Below are 17,735 nucleotides of genomic sequence, written 5' to 3' on the forward strand. Positions count from 1 at the left end.
CGTTATAGGTATCTTTGTATTTTTCGTGGACAACCACTCGACCGGGCGATCGGATCTGGAGCAAACGCGTGACCCTATTTCGCCGGGTTTGGGACCGTGCTCCAGTTGGCGACACCACTGTCCACTTGAGACAGAAAAGCAAGATCGCCCGCCAACCGCATATTTGCAGGTCAGCAGGCGATTCGCATGCTATGTTGAATTGCGGAGCTGAGGGGACTCGAACCCCTGACCCTCACACTGCCAGTTGGTCGTCACCGTCTGGGAATTTCATCTGCCGTGACACTCACGCAGCAACCTCGCTGCCGCATCGCTTTTCAACGTCGGCAGGAGCTTGCGGAGTGCTGCGGCTTGAGAATCCAAGGCCTTCTCCAGGGCATGCAACGTTCCGGCTGACCAAACCACGTGTTGTGCAGGACCAAGACCCGCATGCACGTACAGGCACGACAGTCTGGCCCTGGCAGTGAACCCCTCGCCGATCTCACTGTTGACCAAAGTCACCGCTTGCCGATTTCGTTCAGTATGAACCACCCTGACGGTGAGATTCGGCGCGTGGTACGCGAGGCCACCATCGTACTCCTCCGGCCCCATAAATCCTTCCTGGTCGACGAGAAACCGGAAGCGTTGCTTGACTTCATCTCCAAACGCCCGAGCAACGGTCGATGATCGCTTAGCGCCCACTTCTCACCGCCACCCAATAGTCGCCCCGCGCCTCAAAACCAAAGCCGCGCTCCAACAGATACGTTAGCTCACGTTTGTATACTTTGCCACCGTCGTACTGCCGCGCGAACGGGTTATCGAGGAGTCGGATCTCACCGCCCCCGGCAATGGCGTCGTCGAGGAACTCCTTGTTCCTGCGCCAATACCACCTGCCGGTGCCCTTCATCGGAAGTTGCAGCGTGCTGTAACCCGGCTTCCCTGCGAACCCTTCCACGCTTGCTTGACGGCCGAGGATGGTGATGTCTTTGGCCGCCGCCGACGCTGCCGGTTCAACAGCCGCGGCACCTGGCTCGGCGACAACACCCCCGCCGCGACCAGTCAGCCTGCCGATGAGACCTCCGAGGAGCTTGCTGGCAGCGATGCCCAGCACCGCGCCAACAGCCCCGGTGACCGCGCCTTCCGCGCCGGCCTGAACTGGATCAGCTCCGGTCTCGGCTGCGCCGATGGCTTCAACGCCACCTGTGGCGGCGGCGCCACAGGCAACAGCGGCGACACCGGCTGTCGCGATACCGCACGCCGCGCCGGCGAGCGTGGCTCGAACGACGTGACAGATGGTTTCACAGGGTGCCTTGTGATAGCCGGGGATCGGCTTGAGCACCCACTCCATTCCGGCGTGCGGCCGGCCTTCGGAGTCGAACATCCTGTTCCAGCCGTCGCGGCTGTATTCGGCTCCCTGCGGGAGCGCTGAAGCGTCGACGGACCAGTCTCCGTTGGCGTTGACCGTGCTCGGGTACTGAGCCATGTGCTCCCCGACCCAGCCCTTGCCGTCGTTGCAGCCGTCGCACCAGTGGCCGTCGACCTCGATGCCGGTGATCGGGTTGCCGCCGGTGAAGGCGTAGCGGTTGCCGGTCCACGGGTTGGTCCCGAGGTTCATGTCGGCGAGCGCGCCGTTGTACATGTCCCTGGTCATGAACCGGTTGAGGCCGGGGTTGTAGTCGCGGAAGCCCATGTCGTACGAGCCGGACGACGGGTCGAAGCGCTTGCCGTTGTAGCGGTAGAAGTTGAACGGCTGCTTGCCCGGCTGCTGCACGTCCGGCTTGTCGATGCCGGTGAACGCCTCGGTGTCGTCCTTGCCGTAGGCGGTGTAGCCGTAGGTGGCGCGGGTGTCGCCGTTGTCCTTGGTCAGGGTTTCGACGTCGGTGTGTGGGTTGTAGCCGTAGTAGGAGTCCTCGGCCACCTCGGGGCCACCACCGTCGGTGTCCTTCTTGATCTGCGCCAGACGCCGTCCGAACGCGTCGTACTGGTAGGTGCGCTGCAGTTGGCCTGCGATCGTTTCGGAGACGACCTTGTCAGTGAGGCCGAGGTAGGCGAAGTCGGTGGTCTTGCTGTCCTCGGTTTTCGCTGTGGTGCGGTCGAGCGGGTCGTAGGCGTAGGTGGTGGTCTTCAGCCCGCCGCCGTCTGCCTGCTTGCGGTGCTCGACCGTGCGGTCGAACCCGTCGTACTTGTACGACTCGATGGTCTGCCCGGTTGCGGTCACCGTGTCCAGGCGACCGAACGGGTCGTAGTTGTAGGACGCGGTCACGCCCGATACCGAGCTGGAGAGCAGCCGGTTGCGGTCGTAGTTGAACGCCGTGGTCTTGCCGTCCACAGTGGACGACGTGACGTTGTTGTTGGCGTCGTGGACGTAGTCCTCGGTCTTCAGCACAGTGCCCGCGGCCGACTTCTTGGTGACCTTGCGGATCCGGTCCAGCGGGTCGAAGTCGTACTCCCGCACCTCGTCGAGATACGCCGAGGCGTTGTCCGCGTTCTGGATCTTCGAGGCGTCCTTGATCCGGTGACCGTTGGCGTTGTAGTCCAGGAAGTGCTGGGCCACCAGAGCGCCACCGGACTTCGACTCGACCTGCGACGCCAGTGCCCCGTCCTGGTGGTAGCCGTAGACCGTCTTGTTGCCGTTGGACTTGGTCTCCTCCCGCACCTGACCGCGGTCGGTGTAGGTGTAGGAGGTGATCTTCGGCTGCCCGCCGGTCTCGGTGTTGGTGACCCTCTCCGCCAGGTCACGAAGGTCGTAGTCGAACACCGAAGTCTGCTTGTCATGACCACGCGTGAGCGGGGAACCGTTCTCGTTGTAGGAGAACGTGGTCGTGCCCGTGACCACCGACGCCAGCTTCTCCTCGACCTTGGTCAGCTGGTTCAGGCCGTTGTAGGTCAACGCGTACGCGTCGACCTTCGCACCGGGCGAGGAGTCGGTGAGCGCGGTCAGGTTGCCGTTGGCGTCGTAGGACTGGCCGAACGTCTTGGACTCGTTGTCCGGGTCGGCGGCGTTGTTCCGCACCAGCTTCACGGCGTCGGCCAGGACTGTGCCGTCGGCGTTGTCGGACACTGCGATCGTCGCGGCGGTGCCCGCGGTGAAGGCGAAGCTGCCGATGCTGACCCACTCACCGCCGCGCTGCGTCTGGTTTACCGGCACGGTGGAGGTGGCGGCACCGGTCTCGACCTTGTACGGGGCGTTCGTCGCCGTACCAGCCACACCGGACGGGTACTTGACGAACACCTCGTAGCTGCCGTCCTGCGGGATCACCGGCTTCCACGTGAACGTGGTTGCCCCGGTGCCGCGGGCGGTGGAGCGGTAGTCGTAGCCCTGGAAGCCCTGGCCTGTCGAGGACGTGGTCCAGTTGCCGGCGAGTTCGATGTAGCCGGTGTCGGAGTTGTCGGTCAGCGCGACGTGGAGACCTACCGGGACACCACTGTCCGAACGGGACTTGAGCTTGCCGTCCGGGAAGTAGTCCCAGATCATCGTCCGGCCTGACGACCCGCCAGCGCTGGTCAGTGTGCGCGAGGCCTGCTGGCCAAGTGGGGTGTAGTCGTAGGTGGTGACGATGTCCCACGGGTCCGTGGAGTTGCGGACCCAGCCGTTGTCGAAGTAGGAGTACTTGCTGATGTTGCGGATCGTCTGGCCCTGCGACGGCGGGGCGCTGACCTCCTGGATCCGGCCCACCGGGTCGTAGGTGTAGGTCGTTTTCTCCGGTGTCTTGTACTGCACGTCGTCCTTGTCGAACGGCGTGAGCTTCTCGATCGGCCGGTTCAGCTTGTCGTACGCCGTCTGCGCGACGAAGTCGTCCGCGTCGTCGGTGGTCTCCACACCGCGCGGGGTGATGACACGGGTCTGGTTGCCGGCCTCGTCGTACTCGAACTTCGTCACCCTGGTGACGCCGGTCTTGTGCGGGACCTGTGCCTCCACCAGCGCCGACCGCTCGTCATAGATCAGCGTGGTGGTGTTGTTCTCCTTGTCGCGCTTGGAGGTGACGTTGCCGTCGCGGTCGTAGCCGACGTGCTCGATCTTGCCCGCGGCGTCGATGGTGTCGACCGTGCGGTGGTTGAGGTCGTAGGTGAACTTGGTGGCGTAGTCGGTGGTGTCCGCGGTCGCGTTCTTGCGCGGGTCCACCACGGTGACGACGTTGCCGACCCGGTCGTACTCGTAGGTGATCTTCTTGTTGTCCGCGTTGGTGGTCGCGGTCAGCTGGTAGATCTCGTTGTAGTCGTACCGGGTGACGTAGTCGTTGGGATCACTCGGGGTGAGGTTGCCCAGCGGCTGGGTCTCGGTCTTGAGGTTGCCGACCTTGTCGTAGGTGAGGCTGGTCGTGCGCTCCGGCCCGGTCGGCGTGTCCTTCGGCGCCGTGGTCGAGGCGACCTGGTCGGCGTTGTCGTACACGGCCGTGGACACCGCACCGTTGGGGGCGGTCGCTTGGGTGATGTTGTCGTTGGCGTCGTACACGGGCGCCGGGGTGGTGATGAACTGGCCCGCCGCCTGGTCCTTCGGCGTCTTCTGGTCGAGCGGGCGGCCGAAGACGTCGTAGTTGACCGTCGTGGTCTTGCCCAGCGCATCAGTTGAGGTGAGGACGTTGCCGCGCACGTCGTAGACGATGTTGGTCTCGTTGTTGTACGCGTCCTTCGTCTTCTTCGGGAAGCCGACCGCGTCGAAGTCGGAGAACGTGGTGGTGTTCTCGTTGGCGTCTGTGGACGTCTGCAGCTGCCCGAACTGGTCATAGGTGTAGACAGACTTGTAGTCGTCCGGCGACGGCGTCGGCACACCCTTCGGGTCGGTGACCGAGGTCAGGTTGCCCTTGGTGTCATACCCGAATGCCCACGTGCGGCCCTCCGGCGAAGTCTTCGAACCGAGCTCCGCGACATAGCCGTTGAGCGACGTCTGGTAGGTCAGCGTTGTGGCCGGCCAGGTGTTCGCCACCGCCTCGGCATCCCGGACGGAGGTCGGGTAGCCGGTCTTCGGGTCGTAAGTCCAGGTCGAGACGGCGCCGTTGTCCTCGGTCAGCTTGGTGACGTTGTTGTCGGCGTCCCACTCCAGCGCCGTGGTCTGACTCTTGGCGTTGGTCGTGCGCAGCGGGCGGCCATAGCCGTCGAGCCGGTACTTGGTCTGGCGGTTCTCCGCGTCGGTGATGGTCGATTCCATCTCCGAGCCGGTGGAGCCGTCCGGGTCGGCGTAGGCGAAGGTCGTGGTGTAGTTCAGGCGATCGGTGATCGTCTGCAGCTTCCACTTGTCCTTCGGGTCGACCGGCGCGGTGTAGTACGCGAGGCCGGTGTCGTGGTTGCGCGGATCGGTGACCTTGACGAGCTTGACGTTCTTGTTGCCCTGTGTCGCGTCATAGGTGAACTTGAACGTCTTCGCCAAGGATGTTCCCGATCCGTCCACAAAGGACGTCAGCAAGCCCTTGTCGTCATAGGAGAACGTGATCGTACGACCCGAGATGTCCTTGATCGACTTGACGTTGTCGATGATCTTCGGGTTGGTCGTGTCCGCCTTGGTCCAGTAGTCCAGCGTCAGCGTCTGCCGACCGGCCGGATCGGTGACATAGGCGAGGAACTTGCGCGGCTGGTTGTTCGACTTGCGCTCGATGTAGGTGAACCGCTGCTCGTTGCCGTTCTTGTCCCGGACCGCGGTGAGCCAGCCCTCGTCGTCGAACAGGAACTCGGTGCGGTCAGGGCGGGTCATCTTCCAGCGCCGCGACTTCTCCGCCGCCCCATCCCGCTGCACGTACAGATGCACACCCGCCGGCTTGTCGTAGGTCCACTGCGCCGGGTCCGTGCTGTTGTGCTTGTTGAGCTCGAAGGAGTGCGACGTGCCGTCGCCATCCGGCAGCGTGATCCGCGACGGGTAATCCTGTCCCTTCGGGTGCAACTCCAGATACGCCCCCAACCGCGTCAGCCCGGACGCCGCGAGTGACCAGCCCTGGCCCAGCGAGGTCGCCGAGGTGTCCATGCTGTTGTAGGTCAACCTGGTGAACGTGTTCAATCCACGGCCGGGGTTGGTGAACGCGTCGTAGGACCAGACCGTGTTGCCCGCGAACTGGTTCACCAGCACGTTCGAGCCGGCACCGGTCGACTTCCCGGCGTAGGAGTAGAACTTCTCCAACCCCAGCTGGTCCGAGGTCGGGTCCTCGACCGTCACGTTCTGCGGCAGCGCCGGAATCCCACCCGTCGCCGACAGCCACGTGCCCGCGGTCTTGTTGCGCAGATCCCAGTTCAGCACGAACTGCTCACGCTTGTTGCCGGCCTCGGACTGGATCGGCGTCTTGACCCGAGCTTGCACGGTGACGCTGCCGCCGGGCGGCACGTCCGCGGGGAGGGCGGTCTCGAGGCGGTTGCCGCCGGTCGTGACATCGGTGCCGTCGGGCAGGTTCCACCGGTACGAGACGACCTGGTCTGCGGCACGCCACGTCGACGTGGTCGAGTTCGTGACGGTGACCGGAATCGTGTACTCGTCGCCGGGGATCATCCGGATGGACGGGGTGTCCGGCGCGAAGTAAGTCATCTCCGCGGTCGGCTGCGTGTAGGTGACCGTCAGCTTGGGCCGCAGGTGCGGCTCCGCGGCCTCGTCGGACAGGAACAGCACCCGCTGCGTCGGGCCGGCTTCGTCGCGCAGCTTGACCTCGTAGCCGTAGTTGGTGGCCGGGTTGTCCACCCAGCCCTGCGCGGTAGCCGTGAGGTCCCAGATGTGCCGGTTCGGGTCGTTGGTGATCCCGGAGACGTTGTCGCTGGCCGCACCGATGTCACCGCCCGGCGTTGTCCACGCGGTCGCCGTGGACGCCCGGTTCCAGGTGACCTGATTCTCCACAAAGGACTTCGTCAAAGGGTGGCCGTCGAAGATCGCGCCCGAGCCGACCGTGTAGAAACCCCACAGCGTCATCTCCGCGTTCGTCACCCGCGCACCGGCCGGCAACGCCGACAGGTCGCGGAACCGCACCGCCGCACGGGTCGTGCCGTAAGTGCCCGAGCCCTTGCCGGCCATCAGCCACGGCTGACCGCCCAGCGTGTCCAGGTTCGAGTTCGGCTGCGTCGAGGACAAGGTCGCGTCGTCCGCGCCACCGCGGAACACCTGCGTGATGAACCCGGCCTTGGGCAGGCGCACCAGCTGCGTCGGGCCAGGGATCACCTGCCCGTCGCGGGTTTTCACCGCGACCATGTAGTAGTAGGCGTTGCCGAACGGGTCAGGCGAATCCGCCGGTGTCGGCCGCGCGGTCGTGTCCGTGAACGTGGTCGTGGCGGGCGCGAGAGGTGCGATCAGTGTCGACTCCGACGGGGTGAACGCCTGGGACACCGACCGGTGCACCTGGTACTCCACCGCGTCATCGGCCGGGTTGCCCGGATCCGGGTCCGGGTAGGCACCCCAGCTCAGCTCCGCGCCGGTCGCGTAGATCTTCGTCGGGGCCAGCAGGTCCGCGCTCGGGCGGCCGTAGGACAGGATCAGCTTCGGGGTGTTCTCGGTCTCGCCGTTGTAGGCGAACTCCGCGGCCTGGTAGATCGCACCACCGCGGTCCAGCGTCTCGCCGGTCGACTTGACCATCAACCCGTGGTTCGACGCGGAACCCGACACCCACTGCTGCGCGATGTTGCGGACGTCCCACTCGTGCCACGTGTTGCCCACGTTCGCTTGCTTCGTCGCCGTCGACAACGCCGTCTCGGCGAACGCGGTGTTGATCGAGTTCCAGGTTGCCGTGTCCTCGGACCACCCCTGGGTGACCCGCCGCACCTCGTGGATGTTGTTGTTCGCGCCGGTCCACAGCTCGGAGTCGTAGTACAGCCGCAGCTTCGCGCTGCTCAGCGCGGTGCCCGCGGGCACGACGCTCGTGTCGAACTTGATCAGCGTGCGCGCTTTGCCCCACGCGTCCGTGCCCACCGACAGCTGATAGCTCGACCCGTCGTTGCGATCCGGGGAGTCCGACCAGATCTGCGTGTCCTGCCCGGTGGTCGGCGTCGGCACCAGCTTGATCGTCGGATCGATCACCACCGGGTACTGGCGCTCCCTCGCCGCCAGCCAGCCCTGGTCTGCCCTGACCGTGATGGTGATCTTCGCGCCCTGCTGCTCGACGGTCTGGGTGACCTTGTCGCTCCACGCCTTGCCGTGCGGCGACTTGCGATCCGCCTTGCTATCGAACATGAACGGCTTGGGCATCGTGAACACCGGCGGCGCGTCCGGGTTGTCGAAGAACCCGATCACGCCGTCCGGCAACGTCCGCGCCGTAACACCAGCGAGGTCCAGGGTGAACCGGTAGGTCGCGTCCTTCGGGGCCTTGGCGAGAACGATGTTCTCCTTCAACGCCTCGCCCGTGACCTGGTAGGCGAGGTCCGCCCCGTCGAACGCGCCGGCATACGTGACCGTGCTCTTCTCGACCTTCGGCGTGACGCCCTTGGCGGCACCGTCGATGCCCAGTCCGATCCGCTTACCCGCGGCCTCGAACCGAGCCAGCTTGTCCGTCGACTCGCCGAACGAGCTGGTGAAACCGTTGGTGTCGTTGACGAACCGGTACCCATCACGCGGCATCTCCCGCACCGTCGGATCGATGTCCCGCCAGCGACCCTGCGCGTCCTTGAACGCCGTCGGCCGCGGCGACACCTCGGCCTCGACCTGGCCGTCCGACATCTGGAACACCCGCACCGACGGCGTCCGCCGCTCGGTCAGCTCCCGCACCCGCTTCGCCGGCTCACGCCTCGCCTGCTGCTGTTGCGGTCTCGGCTCGGCCTCCGCTCTCCCGCCGAACCACCCGGCAATCGACTGCCACAACCCGGTAAGACCCAGGTCGGGCAGGTGGCCGGGACCGTTGATCGGCGGGCCAGCTGGAAGGCCTACGACCGCGAGAGCGGTCAGCGACAAGACGGCCAGAAGTTTTTTGGGCAGGCTGAAGACACGTGGCGGCAGCACGAGACCCCCAGGTCCTAGACGCCGGGGCTGTCACTCCCGCAGTGATCAACTAACCGCTCGGCGTCACGCAGACAGGGACGCTAGCTAACGAACAACTCACACCCTAGAGCCGAACGGAGCAATCACTGCCGCCAACCTTCCCACCACACAAGTACGGTCACACCACCCAACCGGTGCAATCCTGACGACCTCGCCAGCAGTCACGGAGATGATGAACAGGCCGGGATCGACGTGGCTGACGGCAAAGTCGGCACTCTTCGTCATCCGCACCGATCCGCCACCCGCTCGTCCACTCCAACAGCACCGTTCCACAGTGGACGGATCTCGGTCGAGTGAACGAATGGCTTGCACCGCAGCCCGACGGTACCGACCGTCGGTTCCAGTACCCATCCAGAGTTGTTGCCATGCATGGACTCCAGGTCACGAGATCAGGTTGGGAGATCAATCGACTGCGCGGAGGTGCGCCACAGCCTCGCGCGGAGCCACCCAGCCCGGCCTCACCCTCGACCACAACGCTCGCCCACCAGCATCTCGCCCCGCCGTCTCTGCTTCCTCTGAATCCGATCATCAGCCATTCCAGAGGTGGCAGAGGAAGAGATGGTCGCTCGTCTCAACCGCGAAGCCACGATGCGCGGGTACGTCCCGACGGCGAGCAGCCAGCCCTTCGGTGGGTGGATCGAACCCTGGTTCGGGTCGATCGACGTCGCCGACTCCACCAGGGCCCAGTACCTCAGCCTCACCCGCAACCACATCCAACCGCGCTGGGGTTCGGTGCCGTTCAACGCCATCAGCAACATCGACGCACACACGTGGGCGATCAAACTCCGCAACAGCGGCCTCGCCGACAGCACCGTCAAGACGATCATGAAGATTCTGACCATGATGCTCGCCGACGCTGCCGACGAAGGCATCATCCCGTCCAGCCCGATACAGGCCCGCAGGCGGGGACGCCGCAGGCAGCGACGCAAGCCAGCAGTCGTCCTGGCCACCGCGCTGGACGTCCTGCGCATCGCACTTCAAGCCGCCGCGCTCGTAGGCGAGTGGGCGGCGATCCTGATCATCAGCGCCGCCTACACCGGAGCCCGCTGGGGCGAACTCACCGGACTGCAACGCCCCAACATCCATCTCGACAACGGCTGCTTCGTCATCGACCCCGACATCGGCGCCCTGCACGAAGTCGACGGCAAGCTCAGCCTCGGCCCGCCGAAAACCGCGTCGTCCGCGCGCACCGTGACCCTGCCGCCATTCCTCCTCGACATGTGGCGGTACCTGCTCGAGCAGTACGACCACCCGCACATCTTCGTGAGCCGAGACCTCCAACTGCTGCGCCGCTCCAACTTCAGCCGCCGCGTCATGCGCCCCGCCGCCGACGGAAACCTCAAGCTCATCAACCCGCGCGTCCGCACACAACCGATCCGGGAAGGCCTGGTGTTCCACGGACTACGCCACAGCCACAACACCTGGCTCATCGGCGACGGCATCCCCGAGGTCGGCCGCGCCCGCCGACTCGGCCACCAGATCCCGAACAAGGTCCGCGAGATCTACGACCACGTCGCCCCCGAGGTCGAAGCCAAGATCCTCGTCGTACTTCAGCAACGGTGGGCAAACTCGCTCGCAACCCAGTTCCCGAACGGACTCAACTTCGCCGAGGACATCCACCTGTTCGCCTTTGCGGCAGCGTAGTTTCGCCGCGGCTCGAGCCTCCAATTCCGCGCATCGCCGTCTCCGTTCGCTCACGGTCGTAGCCAAGCCCTCAGTCTTTGCGCGGCGGCACCAACTCGTCGTGATGTGGAGCCGTACCAATGAGACGCCATCCTGCGTCGTCAGCTGGTTCGTGCACGTGGACACTTGTCCTGGTCTGCATGCCAGCGAACTTGGCGTGCGAGTGAAGGTCTGTGCCCCCTCGTCGTTCCTGAAACACGACGCGTACCAGCGCGTGCCCGGATACGCGGAGAGCTTCGTGCATCCGGTCAGCTCGAACGAAGAGATCGACACCGTCGTCAACCTGGTACGCGCCTTGAGAGAATGCGATCAACGTCCCGTCAGGTGCATAGGTGGCCCCGTCACGGACCTTCCCGCCCGGCGACAGGATGTCGAACAACGGCTTGCTGGGGAAGGAAACCGACACTGTCGCATGAAGAGAACAGTCGGAGATGCCGCCCTCCCACACGTACCTGTCGGTCGTGGTGACGGCGCTTGCATCGATACCAAAACCATCGTCGTCGCGGCCGCCCAGCTCACGATGCCGAAGCAACGCCTCGTAGTGAGATTGGTCAGGCACCTCGCCGAGAAAAGGTCCGTCGACGAACTCGTACCTGAAGCGGGAAGGGTCATAACGTTCAGGAGCCGTGCGAAGTGCTGCCTTCGCATCTTCGAGTTTGATGAGCAGGACGTGTTCAACTATCGCGTGGTCAGCCCAGACATCGTGGGAGAGTTGCGGTGTCCGACCGAACTGGTCCCAGTTCCACACCGTTGTGCTGCTCAAAGCGAGCCAACGCGACTCCGCGTTGAGGTGAAGCGCGCGACCTGCTGGCGTCTCAAGCAGATCGCTCCCGACGATGATCTGAAGCTTCGCGGTGTCGAGCATCGCGGTGGGATCCGTCACCCACTGCGTGTGGGTGTCCCAGGTCGTCAGGTCCGGGGCGGCGGGCTCGGCATAGAAAGCGACAGCTTGATCATCAGGGTCGTCGTCGCTGTCGCCCTCAGGGTTACCTGTGAGCAAATGTGTTGGATCGATGTCGCGGATCTGGTCGATCGCGATGTCGATGCCCAATGCGCTGGGAAGGTCTGGGACGTCTCGGAGTGCATGCGTGTCGGCGAGCCTGGCATACGCCTCGTGCCATGCCTGCCATTGGTACTTCTTCGCGATGCGCTCCCGCTTGTGCGACGAGCGGCCTGAGTCACCGCTGTTCTGCATGAGATGCACATCGACCTCACGGAACCGTGCAGGAGTCCAACCGCGTTCGACGACGCCCGCGAAGACGAACCTGCAAACCATCTCTGTGTCAAAGGCCTCACGGCGGACAGCGCCTGCGCTGGCGAGCCCGGCTGAGTAGTCGAGCAGATCCTGGAGCTGTGCGCGGAGCTTGGCAGGCATGTCGGGATCTTGCATCCATTGTTCAAGCATGCTCGGAGCCTCGTCTCCGCCATCCTCCACGCAGCCCCCTTGCTGTTCTGCTCCCACCAGCCACGGGGCTGGCGCCGGAGTGAAGGGAAAGCTGTGGGGATGATCGGACCCGATGATCTTGACTCCGAAGTCGCCGAGGCCGAACAGTCCGTTGTGGAGCGGCAGCCACAGCGGTTTGTTCTCGTGAGAGCCGTCGCCGTCAAACGCCGGGTAGTCACGCTCGAATTCCTCGCGGGTGGGAAGCGTCTTACCAGGCCAGGGACTTGACCACGGTCCAGCTGCTCGGAGCCAGGCTTCTTCGGACACGAGTGCATGCTGATGTGCCAGCCGCATGATCCCGCGCGCGTAGTCGCGGATGAGGATGTGGGCTGGCGGTTCTCCGGCGAACACCTTGCCTTCGAGCACCGTCGCGACCGCACGCAGGTGATCCGGGACGATGCCGCGCAAAGCGGTGCCGTACACCACTGCGCAGACCCGCTCCAGCACGTAGAGGTCGTCGATCTCCAGGGCACGGTCGAGCAGCATTGGAAGAACGTGAGGGTGAGCCGACATCAGACGGACCACCCATCGAGTCATCTGGTCTCGCAGAAACCGGTCAGGACAGGTGAACGACCACATCGCGGTGATCGCGACTGCGCGGGCGGAGTCCGGGGAGAGGCTCTCGATCGCCCGCTGATCATCATGCTGAAGCCAGCGTAGAAGCCAGCGGTAAGGCGTCGCACTGCGCCTCTCACCCGCGATCGCGACGGACCACGTCGCGTCTCGATCCGGCATGGACAACGACAGAAGCATTCGATGCAGCCATTCAGCATCGAGGCGATGCCCAGGCCGGCACGCGATCGAGATGGCGATGTCCGCTGCAAGCCTTGCGTTCCGACGGTCCGAGCCGAGCAAAGCTGATCGAAGTAGCTGTTCGGCAGCTCCCGTGATCTTTGATGGCACACGCAGCGGGAGTGACCGCAGAACGCGACGCACCAATGCGACCCGTTCGTCTTCCCCTTGTGGGCTCATCACTTCGACGAGCTCGACCCCAGCTTGTTCTGGCAGGCAGATCGCGAGAGCGTCGATCGTGCCGCCACCAGCCGGGATGGTGTCGATCGCTCCGATCAGCCTGTCCAGGTCGAGAGATCCGTCGGCACGACGAGCCTGGGAGATGATGGTGGTGGCCGCCAGGTGGTCGGCAAGACGCTCGTAGGAGAACCGAATCACGCGCTGGGTTCCCGTGGCCGTGCTTACGTAGTCGTCAGCAAGAATCCGTTCACCGAGCATGCCCGCGAGCAGACTTCGCGAGAAGCCTTGCGAGCCGTGCACACCCTCCAGCACCTCCTTTGCTTCGGCCGAGCTCAAGTGAGGGGTACCTGCGGTGCGCATCTTCTCTACAAGTCGTAGGCATGCTTGACGTACAACCTGCTCGTGCGGATCCGCGTCCGCCAACTCGCACACAGGCCCGTCCATCTCAGCGAGATAGGCATCGAGCACTGTGCTGATGCCCGGCGGACTTCCGCGCAGCAAGCTCGGACGGAGTTGGGCTGCTCGACAGTAGATGCTGAGGAACAGCGGCTCCCGGAACTCGGGCAGAACGAGAGGCGCGCTCGGAGGGGTCAGCTCGTAGTGGCGGAAGAACGCGTGAACGGCGTCAAACTCCGCGCCAACGAACCCCTCGTGCTCCACCCGGTACAGCAGGTCGCGTGCACCAGCACCTACGCACACGCTCTCCGCAGCAGAACGGACCGTGAGAACGACTGCGATCGAGCGGTGCCTCGCGACTCTGGTGAGAAAGGACGCGAGATGCGCAGACCATACATCCTTCCCTCCGCCTTCGTTGAGGGCGTCGATCATCAGCAACGCCCGGCACTGCCGAGCAGCAGCCAGGTCGTTCAAGGCTTCGAGGAACTGGACCACGGTGCCGTTCCAGCCCAGCAACGTACGCATCTGCTCCCAGGGCTCGCCGGGCACGAACTGCTGGCCCAGCAACAACACCGCTGGCTGGCCTCGGTCGAGCGCGGCTCGCAGCGTGTCGGCCAGCAGGTGGCTCTTGCCGCGGCCGGGCTCACCGCTGATCAACAGAGCGTTGTGCTGCCATGCTGCCGCGGTATCGGACGCAAGTGACTGCGCGGCTTCCCACACGGCGCGGGCACTCTCGTTCAACCGATCCGCGCGGCGATCGTCCAGCGTTTCCGCTTCGGCGATGAGCAGGTCGCCGATCTCCCTGCATTCCAAAGCCCACGCCGCCGGCAGCTCAGCACCGCCGCCAAATACGCGTACTTCGTGCTCCAGCGCCGCAAGCCGGTCCGCGAACGAGTGGACTTCCGGCGACGCACCTCTCGCCTTCCGCGCCTTGTTCACGAGGTTGCGAGCCGTCCGCAGCTCTTTCCGGAACAAGCTCAGGGCGCGCGGAACACGTGCAACGCCTTCCATCACTCGGCCCAGTGGGACCTTGACGCTCAGCTCTGGGGTGTAACGCGCACCGATCTGGTGCACGGCCTCCTCGGCGCGCTCGCGCAGCCACTCAAAGTCAAGCGTGCCGTGCCGGCGCCGAAGCGCTATGCCTTCGCCCACCAGCGCTGTGCGCCACGCCGCGACGTCATGGCCAGCCCTCAACCTCGCAGCGCGGCCGGCCAGCCCGAGAAGCGACTTCCACGCCCGCTCAGCATCATCAGCGTTCGTGCTCTCCACGACGAGTTGCAACCGGCTGATGGCGACTTGGGCGCCATGCTGATCTGGCTCCTCAACCGGTAGTTCCCAGATCGCCGCGCACTGGCGAACGACCTGTCGCTGGTCGGCGCTCAGCGGTTCGAGCAGTCCCTCCAGGTAGGCCAGTTCAGTGGCTTCCTCACCGGTGGGAGGGCCGGCAAGGCGGAGCCGATTTCGTTCCAAGGCACGCTGCAGGATCCTCATCGGACCGTTCAAGCTGCCGGTCACGATGACCAGCCGATCCTTCTCCGGGTTCAGCTCTTCTGCCCCGGCTTGCTTCCACTGCGCGACGGCCTTCATCAGCACAGGGCCTTTTCGAAGCGTGCGTTTCGCCTGGATCTGCGCAGCCCACCCGGAAGTGAAATCGATACGCAGGTCGTCGACAGCGTCGTCTGTTTCCAGCGTAACGGCCTGAACCTGCGCGTCCACGGACGGGATGTCCAGCCCAAGCAGCGGCGCCCCCACCAGGCCATGCGCCACGGCGTACGCCGCAACCCCACGCCGATATTCGACGCCGCTGTCGCCGGACGAACCCGCCACACGGCCCGCACCGGCGCGCGCCTGCCTAGCCATCTGCAGAGCCTACGACGGCCCGGACGACCTGCGGCGAACTCGAAGCCCGTGTCGTGCGCCGCCGCCAACTGACATGAACTGCGTCAGAGCCAACACACATGGTCTACGAATCAGCGCGGTTGGCGGACGACCGCGTCGGTTCACACCGATTCGGCACCGTTCGGCAAGTTCACCCGTTCGTGGCGACCCCATTTGGCGTTAGTCAAAACGAAGGAGCCAGCGGCTCCTTATTCACTCCTTCATCCACCTGTTGATCATGGAATTGATGATCAAGCGAAGATCGTTCCGGGCGCACGAAAAAGCCCGCTGACCTGGGCTTTCACCCAGAATCAGCGGGCTGATTCAGACCGTCGGGACGACAGGATTTGAACCTGCGACCCCTTGACCCCCAGTCAAGTGCGCTACCAAACTGCGCCACGTCCCGGCCACACTCCGGTCTCCCGGCGTGCAGAAAGAATCCTACAACACCGGGGACAGAGATCAAAAACAGCCCCTGCAACCGGGCAAGAGCTGCGGAAATACGGCGGGGACCCGAAGTTCGGGTCCCCGCGTCCCTCGGTCCGACCGATCCCCCGATCCTCGACCGACAGGGAGAACTATGCGTTGGCGGCGTCTCGTGCACCACCGCCGAAAGTCGAGTCTTGTCCGTCAACCTTCGACTTACCGGGCGGTAGGACTGCGCTGATGCTGAAGCCGCCGTCTGCTCGGTACGAGGTGGTGAGGGTGCCGCCGGCCAGGCGGACGCGTTCGGACAGCCCGTGCAGGCCGGCGCCGCCTCCGTCGCCCAGTGGGGGCAGCTCGCCTGGGCCGTTCACGACTGAGACCCGTACGGGTGTGGAACGGTCCACGGTCACGGTCACCGCGGCGCCTGGCGCGTGTTTTGTCACGTTGGTCAGCGCCTCCTGGACGACTCGGAACAAGGCGCGGGACACGGCCGGCGAGAGGGCGGCCTCGCCGGTTTCGGACAGGGTTACTGACACGCCTGCGACGCGGGCGCGGTCCACCAGTTCCTGCAGCGTCGGGTATGACGTGTCGGAGTTCAGGAGTCCCAGGGCTGCGCGCATTTCTGACAGCGATTCCTTTGCCAGGGAACGCAATCGGAGTGCGGTCTCGCGCACCGCGGGGTCGGAGGCGGTGGCGGCCAGGGCTGCGGACTCGACGGCGATCAGGGTGGCGTGGTGGCCTACGGCGTCGTGGATTTCACGGGCTATGCGGGCCCGTTCGGCGGCTCGGGCGGAGGTTTCCTGGGCTTCCAGTTCCGCGGCTCGGGCGCGGCGGGTTTCGTACAGCGACCTGGTCAGGTCCTTGCGGGTGGTGACGAGGGCGCCCAACGCCGTGGGGGCGCCGGCCAGGCCGAACACGAAGGCGGTGGCCAGCAGCAGGGAGCCGAGCGGGATGGATTCCGTGAGCAGAACCGGGGTGATCGCGGCGACGGTTTGCAGCACTACCCAGAAGAGCTGGACCGGGATCGACTTCTCCTTGCGGCCCAAGCGGTATTGGGCGACCAGGGCCGGAGCCCAGCCGAGGCCGCCGGCTACGGCTGGGACGCACAACAACGACGCGAGCCACGGCCAGCGCAGGCGCACGGGCAGCAGCAGCGACGCTCCGATCGCGGTCCACAGGGACCACGGGAACGGGCGGTCCTGGGTCAGCAGGACGACGCCCGTGGTGATGCCCACGGTGAGGATCTCGCGGAGAACCGGTTTCACCACACACCGACCTGGTGGGCGACGAGAGCCGCCTGCACCCGGTTCTCCACGCCCAGTTTGGTCAGGACGGTGGAGACGTAGCTCTTCACCGTGGCCTCGGACAAACACAGCTCTTCGGCGATCGAGTTGTTCGAGCGGCCGCCTGCGAGCAACTCCAGGACCTGGCGTTCGCGGGCCGAAAGCGAGTCGAGCTGCCGGTTGGCCCGGAATCCCCGCAGCCGGGGCAGCAAACGCGCTGTGATGCGCGGGTCCAGGACGGCGCCGCCCGCTGCCAGGTCGACGACGGCGCGGACCAGGGCCTCGGGTTCGGCGTCCTTCAGCAGGAAGCCCTGGGCGCCGAGGTCCAGGGCGGTCGCCACGTAGTCGTCCAGGTCGAACGTGGTCAGCACGGCGATCGCGGGCGGGGTGGCCCAGGTCCTCAGCCTCCGCACCGCCTCCAGGCCGTCCACGCCGGGCATCTGCACGTCGACCAGGACCACGTCCGGCAGGTGCGCCAGGGTGACTTCGACGAGTTCGGCGCCGTCGGCGGCCTCGCCGACCACCTCCACCCGTCCGTCGGCCTCCAGGAGGACTTTCAGGCCCCGCCGCAGCAGGGCCTCGTCGTCGGCTAGCACCACTCTTACAGCCACGAAACCAACCAACCGCACCCCATGACAAAGGGCAACTAGACGAGTAAGTCCTAAGTCCGGGCGGTGGCTGCAGACGGACGAAGGGTGTTCAAGATCAGTTTGTGACGACCGACCTGAACACCCTTCTCACCGCA

General features: G+C 65.2%; 5 protein-coding genes and 1 tRNA gene. 1 reads left to right on the forward strand and 5 read right to left on the reverse strand.

Going from position 1 to position 17,735, the window contains the following annotated elements; genetic code table 11:
* Positions 1 to 667 precede the first annotated feature (667 nt).
* Complete coding sequence (locus FXN61_RS18180) at positions 668 to 8,869, reverse strand: DNRLRE domain-containing protein (protein WP_312877823.1); 8,202 nt, start codon at positions 8,867 to 8,869, stop codon at positions 668 to 670.
* Positions 8,870 to 9,451: 582 nt separating this feature from the next.
* Here FXN61_RS18180 and FXN61_RS18185 point away from each other — a divergent pair.
* Complete coding sequence (locus FXN61_RS18185) at positions 9,452 to 10,552, forward strand: tyrosine-type recombinase/integrase (RefSeq protein WP_167975258.1); 1,101 nt, start codon at positions 9,452 to 9,454, stop codon at positions 10,550 to 10,552.
* A 70-nt stretch (positions 10,553 to 10,622) separates the two neighbouring features.
* Here the strand turns inward: FXN61_RS18185 and FXN61_RS18190 are convergent, their stop codons facing one another.
* From FXN61_RS18190 to FXN61_RS18205, 4 genes are all read right to left on the reverse strand, one after another.
* Positions 10,623 to 15,263, reverse strand: a complete 4,641-nt coding sequence (locus FXN61_RS18190; protein ID WP_167975259.1) for an NACHT domain-containing protein — start codon at positions 15,261 to 15,263, stop codon at positions 10,623 to 10,625.
* A gap of 350 nt (positions 15,264 to 15,613) precedes the next feature.
* A tRNA-Pro gene (locus FXN61_RS18195) sits at positions 15,614 to 15,687 on the reverse strand.
* 172 nt (positions 15,688 to 15,859) lie between these two features.
* Positions 15,860 to 16,972, reverse strand: coding sequence for a sensor histidine kinase (locus tag FXN61_RS18200; RefSeq protein ID WP_167975260.1), 1,113 nt, complete (start codon positions 16,970 to 16,972; stop codon positions 15,860 to 15,862).
* Positions 16,969 to 17,589, reverse strand: coding sequence for a response regulator (locus FXN61_RS18205; protein WP_312877824.1), 621 nt, complete (start codon positions 17,587 to 17,589; stop codon positions 16,969 to 16,971). Before FXN61_RS18205 ends, FXN61_RS18200 begins: the two co-directional genes overlap by 4 nt.
* Between the last annotated feature and the right edge of the window lie 146 nt (positions 17,590 to 17,735).

The organism is Lentzea indica (assembly GCF_012184385.1).
Taxonomy (GTDB): domain Bacteria; phylum Actinomycetota; class Actinomycetes; order Mycobacteriales; family Pseudonocardiaceae; genus Lentzea; species Lentzea indica.

Bases quoted from the DNA above. Each gene is read 5' to 3' on its own strand.
- FXN61_RS18190 (WP_167975259.1), bottom strand. From the start codon at position 15,263: ATGGCTAGGCAGGCGCGCGCCGGTGCGGGCCGTGTGGCGGGTTCGTCC.